Consider the following 20,980-nt stretch of genomic DNA (forward strand, 5'->3'; position numbering starts at 1 on the left):
CCATGTTGCATGTTTAATCTTGCTTAGGCTATTTTTCACTCAAGCCAAAAGACTAAACATGCTACGTTTAACCTTAGTGATACCCTTCATCACCAATTCGAACTTTGTCTCGAAACACCCAATACGAAAGCCCGGTATAAATCAAAATAATTGGAATTAAAATCAATGCACCAATTAAAGCAAACAATTGACTGCTCTGTGGCGCGGCAGCTTCCCAGATAGTCACTGATGGCGGAATCACATAAGGCCACAAACTGATGATAAACCCAGTATAAGCAAGGAAAACCAAAGCCAAGGTATAAAGGAATGGACTCAGTTCATAACGCTTTTTACATGCGCGAAGTACTAGGAAAGTAAACAGCACCACCAATATTGGTACAGGACTAAAATACATCAATTGTGGTTGGCTAAACCAGCGTGCTGCAATTTCAGGATGTGCCATCGGGGTATAAATACTGACTGCGCCAAAGATGACAAACAAAGCAACGATTAATTTAGGCATCAACTGATACATACGATCTTGTAAATCAAGTTCAGTTTTAAAAATTAACCATCCACAACCGAGTGCTGCGTAAAGTACAACAACACCAATACCTGTAAACACAGTAAACGGCGATAACCAGTCTAAACCACCACCTGCATACATATGGTTTTCTACTTTGATCCCTTGGATATATGCGCCAAGAATCATCCCTTGGAAAAAGCTGGCAAGAATTGATCCACCAATAAATGCTTTGTCCCATAAATGCTTGGTTCGATTGGCTTTAAAACGAAACTCAAAAGCCACACCACGGAAAATTAAAGCAATCACCATAAGGATAACTGGCATATATAACGCGGATAATACAGTCGCATAGACCATTGGAAATGCCGCATATAACGCTGCACCACCGAGTACCATCCAGGTTTCATTACCATCCCAAACAGGTGCAACAGTGTTCATCATCACATCACGTTCGTGTTGATCTTTAACAAAGGGAAATAAAATCCCAATACCTAAATCAAAACCATCTAGTACTACATAGATGAATACACCAATGGCGATAATGACAATCCAAATCAGAGATAAATCAATCATTATTTACGCTCCTGTTCATTGGAATCAACGCTATCTTCAACACTCGTCAATGGGCGTTTAGAGGCCAAAATAACCGCTTCTTCACTATGCGCTACACTTTCTGGTGTGGCGTAGATAAATTGTGGACCTTTGTGCATCAATTTCAACATATAGTAAATGCCGATGCCAAATACGATGCAATACACCACAACGAAAATAATTAAAGTGAGGCCGACTTGTTCCGCAGAAACAGGAGATAAAGCATCTTTGGTTCGCATCACTCCATATACCACCCACGGTTGACGACCAACCTCTGTGGTAAACCAACCTGCAAGCAAGGCAATAAATCCTGATGGTCCCATAGCAAAAGCAAAACGATGTAACCATTTATTTTCATAAAGCTTGCCACCTTTGCGTAGAAACAATGCCATCAAGGCGAGGAGAATCATCAACATGCCCATTCCAACCATGATTCTAAAACTCCAGAACACCACGGTAGAATTAGGACGATCTTCAGGGGCAAACTCTTTTAAGCCTTTTACCTCACCATCCAGCGTATGGGTCATGATTAAGCTACCAAGATTTGGAATACCAATAGCATATTTGGTTTCTTCTGCTTGCATATCTGGAATACCAAACAGATATAGCGGCATGCCCTCACCTTTGTTGGTTTCCCAATGCCCTTCAATCGCTGCAAGTTTAGCAGGCTGATGTTTTAAGGTATTTAAACCGTGATTATCGCCGATGAGAACCTGTAATGGTGCAAGGACCAGAATCATCCACAATGCCATTGAGAACGATTTTTTGATTAGCGCGTCACGGCGTCCTTTCAATAAATGCCACGCAGCAGTTGCAGCCACCAGCAAGGCTGAAACAAGGAATGCTGCAGCAGCCATATGGGCTAAACGATAAGGAAATGAGGGGTTAAACACAATTGCAAACCAATCTTGCGGTACGATAATTCCATTTTCGATGCTAAAGCCTTGTGGTGTTTGCATCCAACTGTTTGAAGATAAAATCCAGAACATTGAAATACAAGTACCAATTGCCACCATAGCAGTTGCAAAGAAATGCGCTCGAGGACCTACCCGCCCCCAACCAAACAGCATAATGCCTAGGAAACCAGCTTCTAAGAAAAATGCACTCAATACCTCATAAGCCAATAATGGGCCTGTCACAGAGCCTGCAACACGTGAAAATTCACTCCAGTTTGTTCCAAACTGATAACTCATCACCACACCAGAAACCACGCCCATACCAAAAGCGACAGCAAAAATTTTCACCCAAAATTTAAATAAATCTTGGTAAACAGGGTTTTGAGTTTTTAGCCAGCGCCATTCAAGCACAGCTAAAAAGCTTGCAAGTCCGATAGAAATTGAAGGAAAAATAATATGAAAAGAAACAGTAAAAGCAAACTGAATACGCGCCAATTCTAAAGCAGTTAATCCTAGATCCATGACATCACCTTATTCATTGGTAAAGTTGGTAAAGATTGAATTTTGAATACATTGATAAACATTTTTTGTTTTACAAACTCAGCATACGCCTGAACATTCAGTACAATCTGTTGTTTTCTTTTTGCTGTATTTTTAAACAATGCTAAAAATAGCATGCAAAGGCTGCTTTCCTGTAAATCGAGGAAATTTTGAAAAATCATGATCATTCTCTACACAATAAATTCGAAATACGACCGCATGGCTTTAAAGCTTTCATTTAAAGAAGCTAAAGCTTTGGATCGGTGAATGTGTTATGCAAAGACTACAGGTGGGGCTCGCCCTTGAGGAATCAGAAACAGGCGTTGTAATTGAAAATAGACATGCTGAAAGTTTTCAACATAAGCCATTAAACGTACTTGAATACGCACTAGGATTTCTTTTACGCCAATTTCTGGTGGCATCACTAAATTGCCATATACCACACAATACTGACATTGATGGTTAATATCATGATGATCATGACTTGAACTGCTTGCTTGCTGGGCTTGATCTAAATGCAAATTGTGATGAATAAAACTAGATTCTTGCTCATGATGAAGATGTGCATGTGTTGGTCGCAATAAAGCTTGAGTGATGTCTTCACAGACCGGAGCAATTTGATACTGCTCAGGTAATAACGGCTGTAAAAAAACCGCAAGCTGTAAAAATACTGTCGCAAATGCCAGCAACAGACCACTGCTTCTTAACACAATTGATTGCTCATATTGAGAGAGATAGAAAAAAGTATAAGTTTGCTTTTAACTGTAGATCTTTAACTTGAAATAAAGAATCAACTGCATAAAAACCAAGCATATTACTCAACTTTTCTAGCTTTACTATAGTACATTTAAATTTTAAATCAAAGCCTCTTTAGCACTTTTTTGGAAATCGTTTTCTTTTTTAATGATTTGTTTGTTATATAGCAATGATCAATAAAACTTAAAAAAGCATCCATCGTCGCCTCAGCTTTTAGTGAGTAAATAGCACCAGCTCAACTTTCAAGCTAAATTCAATTGAAAAGCTTATACCCGACGACTGAATCTACAACGATATTCTAAGGGTGTTAAGCCGATTTTCTTTCTAAACAATCTGCGAATTGAAATTGGGTCCAGATAACCGACACTTTGTATAATTAGATCAATAGATTGATTAGCCTTTTCAATACCAAAGCTTCTTGGCTGAGCAAGCCAAGAAGCTAGAGAAAATAAAACAATTATTTAAACACTTTAAAACGCACAGCATCATCGATATAGGCCTTTTCAGCCGCCGCCGCTTCAATTGAACCAAATACCAACTGTGCACGAAGTTTCCAAGTTTTAGGTATATCCCATTCCGCATGAACTTGTTCATCGACAATTGGATTATAGTGCTGTAAGGATGCACCAATACCGTCACTATTTAAGGCTGTCCACGTTGAAAATTGTGCGATTGCTGTAGAGTGTTCAGCCCAAATCGGAAAGTTTTCTGCATAAGCTGGAAATTTTTCTTGTAAGTTTTGGATCACCTCTAAATCTTCAAAGAAAAGAACGGTACCAAAGCCTGCGATAAAGCTGTCCATTTTAGTCTCTGTTTTTAAGGCACTCGCTTCATCTTTGGCATAAGCTTTCAGTTGAACTTTTACAAAGTTCCAGAACTTCTCATGTTCAGCATTAAACAAGATCACTGCACGAGATGATTGCGAATTAAAAGAAGATGGACTTTGCTTGATCGCTTGCTGAATCAAATCAGTAAAATGCTCAGGAGATTGATTAACATTACGTCCAATCGCATAAATTGTACGGCGTTTATGAATTAAATCTAAAAAATTATTCGACATTGCTGAATATCCTTGGATATATCCCCGGGGAAATCCTATACTTTAAAAAAGATTATCAAGATATTTTAAAAAATCATAACAAGTATGAATTGATTAAAATCAAAAGTATTACAACATAAAAAAACTTGCTAGAAATATCTACTTTTGTCATATGTTTCTAAGCAAAAGTGAATTAGGAGAAATATAAGGGGCTGTTGACATTTCATAAATGGCTTGCGTTGTAGGTTAAAATTGAGCATGAGACATATACGTCGTAAAGCATAAAGAGAATAGCGAGACTATTTTCGAGTTTCATAACGTAGGCTGAGATAATTTTAGCAACAACCCTGAGCAAGAACAAAGCACTGCTTTGTTTGCAGCGCAAGGCGCGGCGGGGACTAGTGTGTTTTTTGCCGCTACGTCGTTACCTTGCGAAACGACGTTTCTCATCATTTAGAATGACTAAATTTCGTATTTCGTATTTCGTATTTCGTATTTCGTATTTCGTATTTCGTATTTCGTACCTAGTATCGCCTAAAAAACACACGTAGTCGCAAACGTAGACGAATTATCAACAGACCCTAAGCATCTCCTCAACATAGAAATCACGACATATACCATCAATCCACAAGCAGAAGTTTTATCGTACAACCGCGTAAAAAAGATGATTGAATAGAAGCACCAACATTTAAAATTAAATCATGCAGACTTGATAAACGAGTGAACTCATTTAAATCATTGTCATCATGCTTAAACAAATGCTAAATAAAATCTAAAAATTAAAAATCGTTCCACTCAAAATTTAGATATCGCAATTGGTTAAAAAATGAAAGTTTTAAATATATTAAGTATCATCAGTTCAATATTTATTCTATTTTTTATGTTTTATACGCTTGGGCCTACAATTTAAAGAACTTAAACAGAGAATAAAAAATAAAAGGCAGTTTTAAACTGCCTTTTATGCATGAATTTGAGCATTTCAATCTATTGCTAATTTTTGACTAGAAATTAGCATTCAGCACTTTGGCGGGTACAGTGTTTTTCCAAATATCTCGCAAAGTAGGTAAATAGAATTTTTCACCTAACTCAACCAATTCAGCGTCAATCAATGCATGTGTTTCATGCATAAATAAGTAGTCCAGTTCAACCGTAGACAATTGTTGCTGCTTTTTTGCAAATTCTTTACGTTTGGCTTGAGCTTGTTTAAGCAATTGATCTGCAAAATTTTTATTTTTATATTGGCTAATCGCTTGTAAACGTAACTCAATCACGCCCCAACCTGTAAGGAGTTTCTTAAAAATCTCAAAATCTTCAGTTGTGGATTCCCAAGTCATTTTATCCAAGTCTTCATCATCAGGAAGTACTGGGAGTAAAATTTCCATTACACTTGGAAAAATCTTTTTGAAATTTAAAATAAATTTAACAGGGTGCTCACCAGGGTAATCTTTAAACTGCACATTTTCCTGAACATCTGTTAAATAAATTGATAACATTAAAAAATCCTTAATTAAAATACTGTTTATTATAACGTTATTGATCATCTTGCAGCCTAAATACAAAATAAAAACAACATGAAAACAGCGAAAGAAATGCATTTTAACAATTATGACAGTTTATTCAATGCCAATTGCAGTATTCACCTGTTGTCGATCAAAGATTCTGGTGGGCGAATAAAGCTGATTCTTGTAAAGAACTAAACCTGGTCAAACTCAGTGACCAAAAACTCGATTAAAGCTTTTACCGATGGTAATAGACCTCTTCTAGAAGTATAGGCCAAATGAATAAGCTCTGGCATCGGTTCCCACTCAGGAATCACTTTAACTAGCCTGCCCGCTTTTAAGTCTTCAGCAATAATTAATTCCGGTAGTTTTGCAATTCCCAAGCCATCTAAGGTCGCTAAATGCAATGCACTTAAATCAGTAGTGGTTAGCCTCGGCTCATCCTTAACCACATATAATTCATTATTAGAATTATAAAGATCCCAATGATATTCAAAGGACAAAGACTCCATCATTAAAATAGGCAATCTTGTTAATTCTCCTGGTGTTTTAATCAAGAAATTTTGATTCAACAAATCAGGGCTTGCGACAATAAATTGTTTTGAAATGGATAGGCTACGTACAATCAAATCACTATCTTTTAAAGGTAAGGGTCTGATGCGAATTGCAACGTCATAACGTTCATTAAACAAGTCTACCTTTCTATTTGTCGCTTCCACATGCAATTTAACTTTCGGATAACGTGCTAAAAATTTATTCAACATTTTACTGACATTAATATGCAATAAATTTGTAGGACAAGAAATTTTTACAATTCCAGTCGGCTCTGCGCTTAACAGTGCGATTGCCTCATCAGCTGATTCAGCTTCCACAAGCATTGCTTTACAGTGTTGTAAATATATGTTCCCGACATCTGTAATCGAAATTCTTTTGGTGGTTCGATTGAGTAGTTTTACTCCTAAACGGTTTTCCAATTCCGCAACTCTTCGACTTAACAATGATTTGGTCACGCCCAACGCATTACTTGCAGCTGAAAATCCGCCATATTCAATAACTTTTGTAAAATAATACAGGTCATTTAAGTCTTTCATATTTTGCCCTTACACATCACAAATGTTCTCTCCACAGGACAAAGTGTCATATAAATAGAATAATACAACATCTGTCCTACTGATAGTATTAAACACAGCAAATCATTGCTCACTTAAGAGGATATAAGAATGTCTACTCCAGCAAATTTTAATGGTCTAGCACCAGTGATTGACGTAAATGATTCCGTTATGCTATTGATTGATCATCAAAGTGGTTTATTTCAAACCGTTGGCGATATGCCCATGCCTGAGCTACGCCAACGCGCAGCAGCTTTAGCTAAAATAGCGTCCTTATCAAACATTCCTGTCATTACTACAGCCTCAGTTCCTCAAGGACCCAATGGCCCTCTCATTCCTGAAATTCATGCTAATGCCCCTCATGCGCAATATGTCGCACGTAAAGGTGAAATTAATGCTTGGCATAATCAAGAGTTCGTTGACGCTGTTAAAGCAACGGGTAAGAAGACCTTGATTATTGCGGGTACGATTACCAGTGTATGTATGGCATTTCCTGCAATCAGTGCAATTGCTGATGGCTATAAAGTTTTTGTTGTGGTTGATGCATCAGGTACGTATAGCAAAATGGCACAAGAAATTACCTTAGCGCGTGTGGTTCAAGCAGGTGCGGTACCGATGGATACAGCGGCGGTTGCTTCAGAAATTCAACAAACTTGGAACCGCGAAGATGCTGCTGAATGGGCTCAAGTGTACACTCAAATCTTCCCTGCTTATCAATTACTGATTGAAAGTTATTCAAAAGCACAAGAAGTTGTAACAAACAAAGAAGTACTTGATTCGGTACGTAAATAATTTTAAATAAATGATGATTTTAGACACCTTTCGAGGTGTCTAAATCTGCGCTATGACGCAATAATTGCTACTTTCATTTTGTTACTACTTCAAGTTTAGAGAATAAATCATATCTTTAGATTAAAAATTAATGTACATGATCCATCTCCTTTTCCGCTGCCTCAAGCGCAGCAGATTCATTGGCAACGTCATTGACCCATCCATAGCCATTTTTCATCAAAATGGCATAGGTTTTATCATCTGCTGTAATCGTACCCATGGTAAAATTATCTTTAATCGTTTGAGTAATATGAAACTTCTCACTATTTTGATCTCCTCCTTCTAGTGAGCCTGACCAACTGATAATATCTTCATCTGGATCAACCTCTATACGTTCTATAACGGCCTGTCTGTTTAAACCATAGCCCGGCACATTAAACACTATTTGATCACCAACATTCTTCGCCTCTAAGGTATATAGATCATTCCTTAGAAATATTCGCCCATCTTTTTTTTGTGCATCTGTCAAAGGAATAGGATTATACATAGACACCGTATCCACAGTACTCAAATAGAACATTTGTTGATTGAAAATTCCTGCACGTAATTTGTCCTCATCTAGCGATACAAGTTTACGGCGAGCATGGCTGTCTTTTATACGTTGCAATACTTGTGTTTCACTTAGATTTGCATTTAGCTTCGGTGAATTCACTTGATCAATTTGATCAGATTTGTTAGACGTCATCGTTTCAGCGGTATCCTCTTGACCTGAGATGAACCAAGCCAACAAAGAAACCACCAGAACAGTTAAAACAACGAAAATAATGAGATACATCCGTTTATTCATTATGGATTAACTGCCACTAAAAATTTTGAAATAGCTTCAACATTCTCATTAATTTTTCTCAAGCCATCAAATTTGTCAGTTTCACCTAAACGCACACCATATTCAGGGCTATAGATATCGGGGCTTGAATATAAGCCAATTTGATTTCCCCCCATAATAGTGCTGCCTAAAGGATGACCAAATCCCCAGTTATAACCTGTGGTTCGATCAAAACTATGTCCTAGCCCCATGTTATGCCCTAACTCATGCCGCATTGCGGTGATACCACAACCATAGTTATGTGATCCGATCATGTTGTACTTGCTCGGTGTGCTATTTATATAAGCTAAACCGCAACCTGAATGATCTGTAATGGTATATATCGCATCAGCAGCTGTTCTGGTTCTTTCCGCTTGTACGGTGGCATCTGAACGTCCTAAATTAATCGCATCACCGAGTGTCGTTCCAGGGATTCGATAATCCAAGTATCCAACTTCTTTGTAGTAGGCTTTTGCTTGCGAGTTTTCAAGCGCTTGATTGGTTAATCTAAGTGCTTCACGGGCTTGAATTTTTGCAGCTGTTGCACCGAGTTTTTCATTGACTACCGGGCTATTCACAAGTAGTAAATCAATTTGATAACTATCGATGTTCCAAACACCATTGTTAAATACTAAACGGATTTTATCGCCTTTTTTCAAACTTGCACTAATGTTGCCACCTGAAACAGTAAACGCTGTATCCGCAGAATTCGATAAGATGACCTTGTCACCCGACTGAGCCACTGGCAAGTTTACAACAGGTGCCCATTGTGCATTATCAGCGGTTATTTCAACGACAGGGGTTTTAAATGTAAAACCCTGTGCAGCGGCGTTTGCAGTTAATACGGTTTTAGGAGCCGAAGCCAACACCCAATACGATTTATCTGCAATATAAATGAACTCGTAACGATCGCCTTTGTTGAGTTTTAGCGTCGCTGTGGTATTGGTATTTTCATTTTCAATTACGGACTGCCAACTCGCACTTGAGCTAACAATGATACGATCACGGTCGTTAGCAATTTTTGGTAGTTCCAATGAAGGAACCCATGCTCCATCTCCAAAACGAATTTCGGTCTTAGGTGCAGTTAAATTCTGCAAAGCTGTGTTTAATACAGTAGTATTACCGTTTACAACGTTTACTATACGTGTTGGAACAGACAGTGGTACCCATTTACCCAGTTCTTGATTGTATTGAAAAATATAAGTGTCATTTTTATTGAGTACCAGTGTACTTGGAAACAAAGCATTCGCTGCATTAATTTTTGAAGCTTTAAGTGCATTAGACTTAACCACAAGAATCTGGCCATTCTGAGCTGACTGCGGCAAATTGATTGTATCAATCCAAGCAGCATCGCTTACAGCATACTCAGCCTGTGATTGTTGAAATACTGGAATAGCATTGCCGTTTTTTTCAGGATTAAAGCTGGCAGTTTCTGTTGCATAAAACGCCCACTTTCCATTACTAAATTTGAATCGATAACTGTTTCCAGATTTTAAAGTGAGGACCCCTTTTTTTTCAATATTTATATTCGTTAAATCAATATCACTATCATAACCCGCCGTTGATTGAATTGTAATTAATGCACCATCTTTTGCTACATTGGGTAAGGCAATATTCTTCACCCAATTGCCATTGGATACACTAAATATCAGCTCATCATAGCCTGTTGGGATATTCCCACTCTGGTTATTCTGGTTGGGTGATAGTGTGGTTGCGGCTATGGCAAAAGTGACCATGCCACTTGTAATGAAGACTGTAATAACTTTTATTTTATTCATATTATACCTGAGTCAATATTATAAAGTTGAGCTGATACTATAAATTAATTTTTATTGAAAAATAAAATTAAAAATTGTTAATAAAATCTATAAAACCAATAACAACCCCAAGCGCTATAAAATTTCAAATATTTGATATATATAAAAAAATTAAAAATAACATCCAAAAAAATGCAGTGATTTAAAAATAAAATTTAGTAAAATCATCAATATAAATCAATCAATAATTCGTGAACTATCATTCTTTTTATTGAATAATCAATGTGTTTAAATCTCAGTGTTAAAAGATAGAAATTTGATATTTTTATAGCTGATTCAACCCATTAAAATTATTTTATATCATTTCATCCACATTAATTATCACATCTTAACTTTCTAGATTTACAAGTTAAAAAATAACAATATCAATGATTTAAAATATAAAATTAAACCCTTAAATTAATATTTCCTACTCAAAAGAATAAAAATCATAAAAAAAAGTGTCCCTAAAGGATATGGTCGCAAATTATTCTAAATGGTAAAAACTTTTAATCGTTTAACAGTTTCATGTTGGATAACCACAATGATCACGGAAAGTCATCAAATTAAAGCAAGAAAAGTATATTTCGATTTTTCTGAGTCTTCTGTATGTTGGATGCCAGATGATCCATTATGTTCGCATATCGCCAATGGTATCAATATGCTTTTGCCTGCCGGTGAATTTTGGTTCTGTAGAGTATTTAATAAAACCCTTCCACATATTACAGATAAAAAATTAAAACAAGAGGTTATTGGCTTTGTCCGTCAAGAAGCTGCACATGCACGCGCACATGAAAAAGTACAAGATTTTTTAAGAGAAAATGGCTATGACATACAAGAACCATTAAATCGTGCCCATCTTGTTTTCAACATTTTATTAGGTGACAAACCATTAGGAATTCCATTTTTAAAACTAAAGAAATTTGACGAATATTGGTTAATCTTTCGTGTAGGTGTCATTGCAGCGATCGAGCATTTTACAGGTACGATTGGGCAATGGACGCTGGATAGCAAATCTTGGGATAAAGCAGATCCAGCCATGGCTGATTTATTCCGCTGGCATCTCGCTGAAGAAGTAGAACATCGTTGTGTCGCTTATGATTTGTTTGAGCATTTATTACAACAAAAATTAGGTTTTTATGTTTCCAGACAACTCATCATGATGGGAATTTTTCCACTCTTTATTTATTTCCTTGTTGATTTTGCTCGCAGTCTTGGACAACAAGATACTGAACATCAACACATTCAAAAATTAATGCGCCGTGGGTTCTTTTCTTTTATTCGAGAGTTTGAAAAAACTGCAACGAAAACAGATCACCTACCAACCATTAAATATTTATGGAAAGCCACTCTACGTTGGACATCTCCAAAGTTTAACCCAATTCATGAAGGTGATACTGAGCAGGCTTTAGCTTATATGTCACGTTCACCTGCTGTTCAATATTTTGAGAAAACGGCGCTCAATTAGAGGCTCATAACAAAATAGAGCGACCATAAAGTTAGCGAGAAACATGGTTAATGCGAGTCCTATAACTCCTCCAAATTCAAAATAAAAAAGCACCTTAAGGTGCTTTTTTAAACGACTGATGCTTTCTCAATAAATCATCAATAGTATAGTCGCTTACAACTCATTATTTCGCGTTTGGACGTACCATTTTTTCAGGTTGTACCACTTCATCAAACTGTTCAGCCGTGACAAAGCCAAGTTCTATCGCGACTTCTTTTAAAGTCTTATCTTCTTTATAAGCCGTTTTGGCAACTTTAGCGGCATTTTCATAACCAATCACAGGATTCAGTGCTGTTACCAACATCAATGAATTATGTAAGAAGTAATCAATTTTTTCACGATTTGGTTCAATACCTACAGCACAGTGTTCATCGAAGCTGTTACATGCATCGCCAAGCAATTGAATCGACTGAACAAGATTATATGCAATCACAGGCATATAAACATTCAGTTCAAAATTCCCCGCTGCACCTGCAAAGTTAATCGTGGTGTCATTCCCCATCACTTGCGCAACCACCATGGTCATTGCTTCACATTGGGTTGGGTTGACTTTACCAGGCATGATGCTTGAACCAGGTTCATTCTCAGGAATACGCAACTCGCCCAAGCCACAACGTGGTCCACTTGCTAACCAACGTATATCATTGGCAATTTTATTTAAACTTGCAGCTAAGGTTTTCAATGAACCAGAAGCAAATACAGCAGCATCACGACCAGCAAGTGCTTCAAACTTATTGGGATTACTTATAAATGGTAACCCCGTCAGTTTGGCTAATTCTTCCGCTGCTTTGTCTGCATATTCAGGATGCGCATTTAAACCTGTACCAACAGCTGTACCACCAAGTGGTAACTCATAGAGCCACACCAAAGCCTGTTGTAAACGTTTTAGTCCATGATCCAGCTGTGAAACATAGCCACTGAATTCCTGACCTAATGTAAGCGGTGTTGCATCCTGTAAATGAGTCCGACCAATCTTAACAATATCGTCAAACGCTTCAGATTTGCGATGTAAAGTGTCTCGTAAACGTTTTACTGCTGGAATAAGCAACTCATTGATTTGTACCGCAGCAGCCACATGAATCGCTGTTGGAAATGAATCATTGGTAGATTGCGCACGATTGACATGATCATTCGGATGCACCGGCTTTTGCGAACCTAATGGATTACCTAATTTTTGATTGGCAATATTGGCAATGACTTCATTACAGTTCATATTACTTTGCGTACCTGAACCTGTTTGCCAAACCACCAAAGGAAATTGTGAATCCCATTTGCCTGAAATTACTTCATCGGCAGCATCGACAATATACTGTGACAGATCATGCGGAATTTGGTTTAAGCTGGCATTGGTTATTGCCGCTGCTTTTTTAACCAGACCCATCGCTCGAATCATCGGGCGTGGCATATGTTCTGTACCAATTTTAAAATTTTCTACGCTTCGCTGAGTTTGTGCGCCCCACATTGCTTCGCTTGGGACTTCAACATCGCCCATTGTGTCATGTTCAATACGTGTTTGCATTTTCAACCTCTTCTTTATCCATATCTTATTTTCAAGTTAAAGCTTGTTTTGACAACATCTGCGTAAAAACACCAGCTTCAGCGAAGCGATTATGCTAAACAAATCAATTAAACATGTAAATGATAATTATTTACAAAAATAATCTATTCTGGATTTTTACCGATTATTTAAAGTATTTTGATAAAAACGCCATTCATCTTCGATCATTTGTTTAAGTGAGCGCTGAGCTTTCCATTTTAAAACCTCGAATGCTTTTTTGCTGGTAGATGCAACCTGATCCAGTTCATCTAATTTATAAACTGCATCAATTTGATGGATTTGACTTGACGTAACCTCTTCGATCAAGTGAATCAAGTTCTGTATCGAACTGACAGAACCTGAAATATCAAAACTTTGGTAAACATTGCCCTGCTCATGTAGCCAAAGAATAGTGGATCTAATTGCTTCACATAGGTCAAGAACATGTACAAAGCTACGCTCAGTCGTTTTATCCTGAGTATCTGAATTACGTTGTACTTCAATCAGATCACGTTGCTGAGCCGCAACTTGTAGAGCCAAAGGGACAACATTTTTAGGAAGTGGTACAACAAACTCCCCCAAGACACCATGCTCAAATGCACCGACAACATTTGAAACCCTTAAAATGGCAATTTTCCATTCTTCGTCAGTTTTAAATGTGTCTTTAATGATTTCTTCAATCATTTGCTGAGATTTTATATAAGGATTCGGATAACCATAATTAAATACGGTTTGTTCATTCAGTTCTAAACTCGATTGAGCATAAACCATAAGGCTAGAAAGATGTACTAAATTTCTGACACCGGTACGCTGCATCGCGCGTAATAAACTCATAATACAACTGAGATTGTCATTATAATATTCAAGTGGTTTTAAATTTGACTCTTCAATGGATTTAAATCCGGCACAATGGACAACGGTATCTATTGAATATTGTTCAAATACTTTATTTAAAGCGGGAGTATTACGAATATCAATTTTGACAAAGGGAATATACATTCCTGTAATAAATTCTAAGCGCTCTAAGCATTGCAGATTGGCATTGGCTAGATTATCCACAATGACGACCGCTTGCCCTTGAGCTAGCAAACTTAAAACCACATGCGAGCCTATAAAGCCTAAACCACCAGTCACTAAAATCATTGTATACTACCTATCATTATCAAGTTTGAATGTTGCAAACTGTCCATTCTCCAAGTGAATCGCCATCAAATGAGTACTTTATTACTAATCACCGCAGCACCGACTTCAATCCATGCATGGCATGCATTGGGTTTAGCGCAGGCACTGCAAGCTGAAGATCAAGAATTTCGTGTTTTCTTTTATCAAGATGGTGTACAAGTTGCGAACAACTTGCAATGGGTTCCTGACGATCAACGTAATTTATCTGTAGAATGGCAAAAACTCTCAATTCGACTTCCTGTCTGTGTGAGTGCTGCATTAGCGCGGGGGATAACAGATCAAGAGAATGCCAAACGTCACCAAATTCCAGCCGATAATCTTGCAAAAGGTTTTGAGCTTGTGGGTTTAGGCGAACTTGCAGATGCTGTTCAATCTACAGATCGTATCATTCAATTCTAAGTTGATCATCCCATTAGCGTGTTGCATTTAAAAGGTAATTTGTGTGAATACTGTGCTCGTTGTGATAACTCAAGCAAATTTAAATACATTGCAGATACATGAAAGCTTGTCAGCAACCATGGTGCTTGCAACTTTTGGCTGTAAAGTCAAAGTGTTACTTAAAGACGCTGGATTAAGCCTACTTAAATCAGAAATGGCTTTTGACCAATTAAATCACGTATTTAAGCTTGCTTCGAATCTAGTCGATAGCTTTGAATTCTATGATTTAACACCAGTTTTAGTAGAAAATATGAATAAATCCTCGAATTTTGTTACTCAATCACAACAAGAGTTGAAATTTGTAGAACTGAATGCTGAATTTATTCAGTCTTTTGATCATGTGTTGTATTGGTAAGCTGTAGATGGAAAGTTCAAATGTCAGATAAAACACTTTATTTAATTCAATCTTCTTTTATACATACAGACCATATATTGAATCAGTTGGATCAACTGTATGGTTCTCATGATCACATTGTTTTAATGGGTGATGCGGTACTGTTTGCAGCAGATCAGCGCTTAACAAACAAACAGAATCTTTATCTTCTTGAAAATGATGCTGAGATTTTATCTGAATCCATTCCTGAAAATTTTAAATCAATTTCTTACTCACAATTTGCTCAGTTGGTTTTAGACTTTAAGCGTTGTATCAGTTTAAAATAGTGGGCTAGGTTGTAAATTATCTTCGATTTTTTAAAAATCAATCTTTGATGTTTTATTGATCAAAAGTTGCATTGTTTCGTTTGTTTTATTTAGGTTGTTTTATGAGCTTTGAGTTAGACCAAGATGGACATTTAGTAGATTATACCATTTGGAATGAACAGGTTGCCCAAGAGTTGGCACAAAGTTTAGATCTACAACTGACCCCATGGCATTTTGAAGTGTTGTATGCAGTACGTCAATTTTATACCCAGTTTGGCCACTCTCCTGCAACTCGTCCACTGATTAAATTTTTAATGAAAACGATCAACCCAGCAATTGATAATGCTGTTCTACAAGAGAAGTTTAATACAGGACTGGTTGCCCGCCATTTAAGCCGTTTGGCAGGTATCCCGAAACCTGCAAATTGTTTATAACTTAGTTTATATAAATTGATTTGTTCACTTGAGAACCAATCACTGTAGACAGGGCTTATATCTTAGATAAATAGATTATTTCACTTTTTTTCTAAGTAAATCCCATTGGTATTTGAAAAAATATTTTAGTGTTTGATTTGGATTGACTGCAGTTTTATTTTTTAAATTTACGCCATCCGAATGATCATAATCTAAAAAATTAGCTGTAGTACCCTGTATAAATTGAAAGCTCGATCCTTTGGCTGTAATTTTCTGTGATTCAAACAAATGATCTAATCCAAAACGATGCCCTAATTCATGTACCACGACTTGATTAAATATATTTTGAGGACAGTTAAATAAAGTAACACTGTCACCACCAGCACCAACTGCATTCTTTATTTCTACAGTTGTGACGAAAACATAATTTTTAGTCGCTAAGTTTTTATCTTGATATTTTTTATAAAACTTAGTTAAGTCACTTAAAAAATAACCCGTGTCATTTATATTTAATTTATTCAAAGATATATTAACATCATCGTCTTTGCTACGATATTTGTTTAAATCAAATGTTGGGGCATTTTTTATTTCTACATTAATTAAAGCTTGGTTAAATGAGTTATGCTTTAAAAAATTTTCATAATCATGTGAACGGCTTGGTTTTTTTCCATCAGTTATAACGTCTACAAAGATAACTGATATAGTAGGAATCACAGCATTATGATAAAGCATTAGCTTCCCAACTTTCTCTTGGGTCTCTCCTTTTATTGCTGTTACAATGATTTCTTCATGTTTTTGCAAAGCACCTGTGCACTTAATATTCACTATTTCTGAAGCTAAATAATAAATCTCTTCTTCTCTTTTAGTATCTTCGCCTAAATCTCGCGTCATTTTTTTGGCGTAAATAAAATCTTCGACACTGAACTCTGCTGGTTCAATAATAATATTCGGATTTGAAACTTCAAACTTAATCTTTGTTCCATCATTTTTTAATGAAAAATTATTTTCTGAATCTAATAGTCTCAACTCTAAATTAAGCCTAACCCCTTGATTGACAGGGTTAGAACTATTGTTATCCTCCTGTGAGCTTGGGTACATTGCTAACCATGCAGGGATATATTCTGTGCCAAATGGGCTAATTTTGGTAATTTGGTCTTGAGTATATGTCGCTTTTAATGATTGTATCGAACCGCTGACTAAAGCAACTTTGTTTCCAAATTTTGTTGCTGCATTCGGTCTATAGTTGGTTAATTTTTTAAAGTATTCAGGTCTGTACCAATCAAAACCATAACTTCCATCATATATGTTATCTTCACATCTTCGAAAATGAATCGTAAACTTCTGTAGGCACGTATCACAAGTACTTCCGACTGTTGGGCTTGAACCAATTCCCATTCGATTACTCCATATTAAATATTTTATAAATTATTAAAATTTTGCATCAGTTAAATAAGTATATAAAAGTGAATGACTTGATCAAAATTATCTGTTTAAAAAATCGCTCTATTCTTTATCAAGCAATAATCCTTATTTTCTAAACTAAGATTACAGTTACTGTTTTTCATACTTTTACTTATTAATTTAAATTATATATTTTTTAAATTGAACAATCACATATTTTATATCTTGTTAACAAAAATCAAAAAACAATATAAGTAATTAAAAGTTCAAATTACTTGCAACGCTTCATCTAAACATTCTCACAAACACTTAAGATAATGAGTGCACCTGCTTTTAGATTTTTATGATATTTACCAACAACTTAATCTAAAATTAATTCATGATAAATATTAAAAATCATCTAAGGAATAGCAATCAAGCTAATTTTTTCTGCGCTAAGTATTGGAAAAACGCAGACGTAACGATTGGCTTCACCTGTCTCGCATTCACAGCCTGCTGACATTCTGAACATACCAATATCGGAGTAAACTCATGTCCACAGACGCTATGTTGATACACCATAGGCGCACCCAGCCCCTCATCCATCCATTTATCCGCCCATGCCACCATGGTTAATAAAATAGGATATAGATCTAAACCCTTATCAGTTAAGCGATATTCATAACGCTCTTGTCGATCTACATAAGCCACTTTAACCAATATTTCATGCTCAACCAAACGTTTTAGGCGTTCAGACAATACATGTCTTGTCACACCTAAATTTTCTTGAAAATCATCAAAACGACGTAAACCCATAAAAGCATTACGTAAAATAAGCATGGTCCATCGATCACCCAATACAGATAATGTACGCGCAATTGAACACGGTTGATTGCCTATTTCTTCCCATTTCATACGAAGTTCCAAATTACATTTGTAAATTTAAAATACCATTAATGAATACTATGAAATAAACAGAAAAAGAAAGATAGTATTTCAGGGATTTTTTTTACATTCATTGAAATTGAGTTACAAGTGCTTATGCTTTAACAAGGATGACTCACAACTAAAAGTAGCGTTAGTCAACATTTAAAATGCTGGGATATTTTTTAATGCTCAAAAACAATAAAAGCCCAATTCTGGGCTTTTATCTTAAAATTAAATTTTATTTATTCAACAATTTGTCCACGACCCCAAATTTTTTGAAAATGTTTGCTCGGCGTTTTGGATAAATACTGGCCTTATTTAAATCACCCTTGTAATGATCAAATACCCGCTTATCCATGATTTTAAACCACCACGACGGGATCATCGCTGGCAACAGCATACTTGCATAACCGCTTGGCAATTCAGGTGCTTCATCAAAGTGACGTAACGCTTGGAATGGGCGTGTCGGAAAGGCATGATGGTCTGAATGACGTTGTAACTGATACAAGAATAAATTCGTTACGATGTTGTTATTGTTCCAACTATGCTCAGGCATTGTGCGTTCATATTTGCCATTTTCATCTTTTTGGCGCAACAAACCATAATGCTCAATATAATTAATGATCTCAAACAACGTAATACTATAAGCTGATTGAGTTACCAAATAAGGTAAAATACCTTTACCGAATAACCCAACCATAGATGAATGGAATGCTGCGGTCATTGTCCAGCCTTGCAATAACTCATTATCTTTAGACCAAAATCCAAGGCCCTTACGTTTAAGACGATTGGTTTCAATTTCAATCGCTGATTTAAATGAACCAATGACAGTACGTGGTAAAAACTCATAAAGCGTTTCACCCATTTGCGATGAAGCTGGATCTTCAGGTGTAGCAGCGCGTTTATGGTGTCCATAAGGATGTTCGATACGGAAATGGTTATAACCTGATGGAACCAATGCTAAATGCGATAAAATATGATCCATACGGTCATGCTTATGGCTTAACTCATGTGCTGTGTTAATAGCAATACCATTAATTGCACCCATTGAGACACCAAGCAAAATCTTATCTAAAAGAGATGTTTGTTTACGTCCAACCAAATAACATGCATAAACATTGGCGACATATTGGATCGGAATAAAGGATTTGACCAAACGTGAATAATACGGATCTTGCTCAAGTAATTTTACATCTTCACTGGTCGGATTGTTTTTATCCTTACCAATCAATGAATCTATGGCTGGAATAATCACATGCAGTACAAGTGGCCCACCCAATGCAAAAACTTTTTTCAGTGGCTTAGGTGCAACATGATATCCCGCTAAAATTCCTAACCCAATCACGGGAAGTGATGGGCTAATCATCCAAAGATAACGCTTTTTATCAAGTGCCAAACCTGACTTTGGTTTTAATTCTTGCAATTGCTGCTCTGTCAGTTGAACTGGTGCATTCATGGCTATATCTTCCCTATCTTTCTACTTAGTTATATATTTATGTAAAATTCAACTTAAAGACAGTTGTAAGCGTCCATAAAACCTATGAAAAAGTCTTTGGCATCTTCAACATAGAGTTTGTCCTTTGCGCACATGTTTTAATAGCATGAAACATTTTTATTATTTGAGAACAGGAAATTTGAACTGAATCTATGGATGCTTTAAGTAAAATTTTTGATGATATTCATCTCAACCATTCAGAATATATTTACCTTCAAGCTCAAGGTGATTGGTCATTTCAGAGCCCAAAACAAGATGCCGTGATCGCGCATATTGTTCTGTATGGAAATGCTTATTTAGAATTTTCACCCAAAATGAATGTTGCACTACAAACCGGTGATATGTTTTTAATTCCAGCAGGTTTAGCACATACTGTAAAAAATCACTTAGACACGCAGTTGGTTGAAAGCCTAAATATAGAATCACTCTTTGATGGATTAAGACAAGACGCAATTGAATTTGGTCAAGGAAGTTCTGAGAAGACATTAATCCTCTCTGTACGTTGCCATATGAATGCAATCATGGCTCGCCCATTGATCAATGCACTCCCACCATATTTGCATATTCAAAATGCCTTGAGTGATGAGGCGCCTGAATGGCTTAAAATTGGATTATATTTTGTTTCTGCTGAAACGCGTAGAACTATAGCGGGAAAAAATAAAATTATGGATCATGTCGTCAGTATTTTGATGATTGAGTGTGTGCGTGACTATATTGAGCAAATGCAAGATCACAATAACTGGTTAAATGCCCTCGTACATCCAGAACTTTCAAATGCACTAGCAGCCATCCACAGTCGCCCAGAACAGAGTTGGACCGTAGAAAGCTTAGCTGAAACTTGTTGTATGTCACGTTCTAAATTTGCCAGCTTATTTAATCAAATTATTGGTGAAACACCTTTAGCTTATTTGCAACAGCATCGCTTACGTCTTGCCAGTCAGTTGATCAAACAAGGACAACTGCCTATTCAACAGATTGCCCACCAAGTGGGATATTCATCTGAAACTGCATTTAGCCAGGCGTTTAAGAAACAATTTGAACTTAGCCCAAGCCAATATCGCAATCAGATCTAAAAAAAGATTAAAGACATACGCT

At 36.5% G+C, this 20,980-nt stretch carries 21 protein-coding genes and 1 pseudogene; 7 read left to right on the plus strand and 15 right to left on the minus strand.

Going from position 1 to position 20,980, the window contains the following annotated elements; translation table 11 throughout:
- Positions 1-73 precede the first annotated feature (73 nt).
- From cydB to AC4CVF_RS08015, 8 genes and pseudogenes are all read right to left on the minus strand, one after another.
- Positions 74-1,078 carry a cytochrome d ubiquinol oxidase subunit II gene (gene cydB, locus AC4CVF_RS07980; protein ID WP_004821432.1) on the minus strand — a complete coding sequence of 335 codons (1,005 nt, stop codon included), beginning with the start codon at positions 1,076-1,078 and terminating at the stop codon, positions 74-76.
- Positions 1,078-2,514 (minus strand): cytochrome ubiquinol oxidase subunit I, encoded by a 1,437-nt coding sequence (locus AC4CVF_RS07985; protein ID WP_419329125.1) that lies wholly within the window; start codon positions 2,512-2,514, stop codon positions 1,078-1,080. The genes cydB and AC4CVF_RS07985 overlap by 1 nt, the downstream gene beginning before the upstream one ends.
- On the minus strand, positions 2,505-2,714 hold the full coding sequence (locus tag AC4CVF_RS07990; RefSeq protein WP_336951280.1) for a hypothetical protein: 210 nt from the start codon (positions 2,712-2,714) through the stop codon (positions 2,505-2,507). Before AC4CVF_RS07990 ends, AC4CVF_RS07985 begins: the two co-directional genes overlap by 10 nt.
- A gap of 90 nt (positions 2,715-2,804) precedes the next feature.
- Positions 2,805-3,242, minus strand: a complete 438-nt coding sequence (locus AC4CVF_RS07995; protein WP_490789185.1) for a DUF2946 domain-containing protein — start codon at positions 3,240-3,242, stop codon at positions 2,805-2,807.
- A 312-nt stretch (positions 3,243-3,554) separates the two neighbouring features.
- Positions 3,555-3,674, minus strand: a pseudogene (locus AC4CVF_RS08000) (GlxA family transcriptional regulator); the annotation flags it as partial.
- Positions 3,675-3,745: 71 nt separating this feature from the next.
- Complete coding sequence (locus AC4CVF_RS08005; RefSeq protein ID WP_419329123.1) at positions 3,746-4,348, minus strand: nitroreductase family protein; 603 nt, start codon at positions 4,346-4,348, stop codon at positions 3,746-3,748.
- Between the two features lie 980 nt (positions 4,349-5,328).
- Positions 5,329-5,820 carry a hypothetical protein gene (locus tag AC4CVF_RS08010; protein ID WP_004821426.1) on the minus strand — a complete coding sequence of 164 codons (492 nt, stop codon included), beginning with the start codon at positions 5,818-5,820 and terminating at the stop codon, positions 5,329-5,331.
- Between the two features lie 200 nt (positions 5,821-6,020).
- Entirely contained in the window at positions 6,021-6,917 is an 897-nt protein-coding gene (locus tag AC4CVF_RS08015; protein WP_056511052.1) for a LysR substrate-binding domain-containing protein, read from the minus strand.
- A 129-nt stretch (positions 6,918-7,046) separates the two neighbouring features.
- Between AC4CVF_RS08015 and AC4CVF_RS08020 the strand changes: the two genes are divergently transcribed.
- Positions 7,047-7,727 (plus strand): hydrolase, encoded by a 681-nt coding sequence (locus AC4CVF_RS08020; protein ID WP_336951288.1) that lies wholly within the window; start codon positions 7,047-7,049, stop codon positions 7,725-7,727.
- Between the two features lie 127 nt (positions 7,728-7,854).
- On the opposite strand, the gene cpaB is transcribed toward AC4CVF_RS08020, so the two are convergent.
- Positions 7,855-8,553 (minus strand): metalloprotease secretion chaperone CpaB, encoded by a 699-nt coding sequence (gene cpaB, locus AC4CVF_RS08025; RefSeq protein WP_419820448.1) that lies wholly within the window; start codon positions 8,551-8,553, stop codon positions 7,855-7,857.
- On the minus strand, positions 8,553-10,349 hold the full coding sequence (cpaA, locus tag AC4CVF_RS08030; protein WP_490789186.1) for a metalloendopeptidase CpaA: 1,797 nt from the start codon (positions 10,347-10,349) through the stop codon (positions 8,553-8,555). The genes cpaB and cpaA overlap by 1 nt, the downstream gene beginning before the upstream one ends.
- A gap of 562 nt (positions 10,350-10,911) precedes the next feature.
- Here cpaA and AC4CVF_RS08035 point away from each other — a divergent pair.
- A complete protein-coding gene (locus AC4CVF_RS08035) occupies positions 10,912-11,835 on the plus strand; it encodes a metal-dependent hydrolase (RefSeq protein ID WP_490789187.1) in 924 nt (307 codons plus the stop codon).
- A gap of 163 nt (positions 11,836-11,998) precedes the next feature.
- Here AC4CVF_RS08035 and fumC read toward each other — a convergent pair whose 3' ends face one another.
- Positions 11,999-13,393: a class II fumarate hydratase gene (gene fumC, locus AC4CVF_RS08040; RefSeq protein WP_004821410.1), complete on the minus strand. Its 1,395-nt coding sequence runs from the start codon at positions 13,391-13,393 to the stop codon at positions 11,999-12,001.
- A 156-nt stretch (positions 13,394-13,549) separates the two neighbouring features.
- Positions 13,550-14,554 carry an SDR family NAD(P)-dependent oxidoreductase gene (locus AC4CVF_RS08045; protein WP_490789188.1) on the minus strand — a complete coding sequence of 335 codons (1,005 nt, stop codon included), beginning with the start codon at positions 14,552-14,554 and terminating at the stop codon, positions 13,550-13,552.
- Positions 14,555-14,623: 69 nt separating this feature from the next.
- Between AC4CVF_RS08045 and tusD the strand changes: the two genes are divergently transcribed.
- From tusD to AC4CVF_RS08065, 4 genes are all read left to right on the plus strand, one after another.
- Positions 14,624-14,992, plus strand: a complete 369-nt coding sequence (tusD, locus tag AC4CVF_RS08050) for a sulfurtransferase complex subunit TusD (protein ID WP_004720599.1) — start codon at positions 14,624-14,626, stop codon at positions 14,990-14,992.
- A gap of 43 nt (positions 14,993-15,035) precedes the next feature.
- Positions 15,036-15,386 (plus strand): hypothetical protein, encoded by a 351-nt coding sequence (locus AC4CVF_RS08055; protein WP_336951300.1) that lies wholly within the window; start codon positions 15,036-15,038, stop codon positions 15,384-15,386.
- Positions 15,387-15,406: 20 nt separating this feature from the next.
- Positions 15,407-15,691, plus strand: a complete 285-nt coding sequence (locus AC4CVF_RS08060) for a DsrH/TusB family sulfur metabolism protein (RefSeq protein WP_490789189.1) — start codon at positions 15,407-15,409, stop codon at positions 15,689-15,691.
- Between the two features lie 101 nt (positions 15,692-15,792).
- On the plus strand, positions 15,793-16,104 hold the full coding sequence (locus tag AC4CVF_RS08065; protein ID WP_419820453.1) for a TusE/DsrC/DsvC family sulfur relay protein: 312 nt from the start codon (positions 15,793-15,795) through the stop codon (positions 16,102-16,104).
- A gap of 75 nt (positions 16,105-16,179) precedes the next feature.
- On the opposite strand, the gene AC4CVF_RS08070 is transcribed toward AC4CVF_RS08065, so the two are convergent.
- From AC4CVF_RS08070 to AC4CVF_RS08080, 3 genes are all read right to left on the minus strand, one after another.
- Positions 16,180-17,478, minus strand: coding sequence for a hypothetical protein (locus tag AC4CVF_RS08070; RefSeq protein ID WP_490774016.1), 1,299 nt, complete (start codon positions 17,476-17,478; stop codon positions 16,180-16,182).
- Positions 17,479-17,898: 420 nt separating this feature from the next.
- Positions 17,899-18,378, minus strand: a complete 480-nt coding sequence (locus AC4CVF_RS08075) for a winged helix-turn-helix transcriptional regulator (protein WP_336951305.1) — start codon at positions 18,376-18,378, stop codon at positions 17,899-17,901.
- Positions 18,379-18,628: 250 nt separating this feature from the next.
- Positions 18,629-19,846, minus strand: a complete 1,218-nt coding sequence (locus tag AC4CVF_RS08080; RefSeq protein ID WP_336951307.1) for an alkane 1-monooxygenase — start codon at positions 19,844-19,846, stop codon at positions 18,629-18,631.
- Positions 19,847-20,037: 191 nt separating this feature from the next.
- Here AC4CVF_RS08080 and AC4CVF_RS08085 point away from each other — a divergent pair, with 191 nt between their 5' ends.
- The gene (locus tag AC4CVF_RS08085) at positions 20,038-20,958 is read left to right on the plus strand and encodes a cupin domain-containing protein (protein ID WP_490789190.1); all 921 of its coding nucleotides are present in this window, start codon (positions 20,038-20,040) and stop codon (positions 20,956-20,958) included.
- The last annotated feature ends 22 nt before the right edge of the window (positions 20,959-20,980 follow it).

It is taken from the genome of Acinetobacter sp. LipI_19 (assembly GCF_058242925.1).

Bases quoted from the DNA above. Each gene is read 5' to 3' on its own strand.
- cydB (WP_004821432.1), bottom strand. From the start codon at position 1,078: ATGATTGATTTATCTCTGATTTGGATTGTCATTATCGCCATTGGTGTA.
- AC4CVF_RS07985 (WP_419329125.1), bottom strand. From the start codon at position 2,514: ATGGATCTAGGATTAACTGCTTTAGAATTGGCGCGTATTCAGTTTGCT.
- AC4CVF_RS07990 (WP_336951280.1), bottom strand. From the start codon at position 2,714: ATGATTTTTCAAAATTTCCTCGATTTACAGGAAAGCAGCCTTTGCATG.
- AC4CVF_RS08005 (WP_419329123.1), bottom strand. From the start codon at position 4,348: ATGTCGAATAATTTTTTAGATTTAATTCATAAACGCCGTACAATTTAT.
- AC4CVF_RS08010 (WP_004821426.1), bottom strand. From the start codon at position 5,820: ATGTTATCAATTTATTTAACAGATGTTCAGGAAAATGTGCAGTTTAAA.
- AC4CVF_RS08015 (WP_056511052.1), bottom strand. From the start codon at position 6,917: ATGAAAGACTTAAATGACCTGTATTATTTTACAAAAGTTATTGAATAT.
- AC4CVF_RS08020 (WP_336951288.1), top strand. From the start codon at position 7,047: ATGTCTACTCCAGCAAATTTTAATGGTCTAGCACCAGTGATTGACGTA.
- cpaB (WP_419820448.1), bottom strand. From the start codon at position 8,553: ATGAATAAACGGATGTATCTCATTATTTTCGTTGTTTTAACTGTTCTG.
- cpaA (WP_490789186.1), bottom strand. From the start codon at position 10,349: ATGAATAAAATAAAAGTTATTACAGTCTTCATTACAAGTGGCATGGTC.
- AC4CVF_RS08035 (WP_490789187.1), top strand. From the start codon at position 10,912: ATGATCACGGAAAGTCATCAAATTAAAGCAAGAAAAGTATATTTCGAT.
- fumC (WP_004821410.1), bottom strand. From the start codon at position 13,393: ATGCAAACACGTATTGAACATGACACAATGGGCGATGTTGAAGTCCCA.
- AC4CVF_RS08045 (WP_490789188.1), bottom strand. From the start codon at position 14,554: ATGATTTTAGTGACTGGTGGTTTAGGCTTTATAGGCTCGCATGTGGTT.
- tusD (WP_004720599.1), top strand. From the start codon at position 14,624: ATGAGTACTTTATTACTAATCACCGCAGCACCGACTTCAATCCATGCA.
- AC4CVF_RS08060 (WP_490789189.1), top strand. From the start codon at position 15,407: ATGTCAGATAAAACACTTTATTTAATTCAATCTTCTTTTATACATACA.
- AC4CVF_RS08065 (WP_419820453.1), top strand. From the start codon at position 15,793: ATGAGCTTTGAGTTAGACCAAGATGGACATTTAGTAGATTATACCATT.
- AC4CVF_RS08070 (WP_490774016.1), bottom strand. From the start codon at position 17,478: ATGGGAATTGGTTCAAGCCCAACAGTCGGAAGTACTTGTGATACGTGC.
- AC4CVF_RS08075 (WP_336951305.1), bottom strand. From the start codon at position 18,378: ATGAAATGGGAAGAAATAGGCAATCAACCGTGTTCAATTGCGCGTACA.
- AC4CVF_RS08080 (WP_336951307.1), bottom strand. From the start codon at position 19,846: ATGAATGCACCAGTTCAACTGACAGAGCAGCAATTGCAAGAATTAAAA.
- AC4CVF_RS08085 (WP_490789190.1), top strand. From the start codon at position 20,038: ATGGATGCTTTAAGTAAAATTTTTGATGATATTCATCTCAACCATTCA.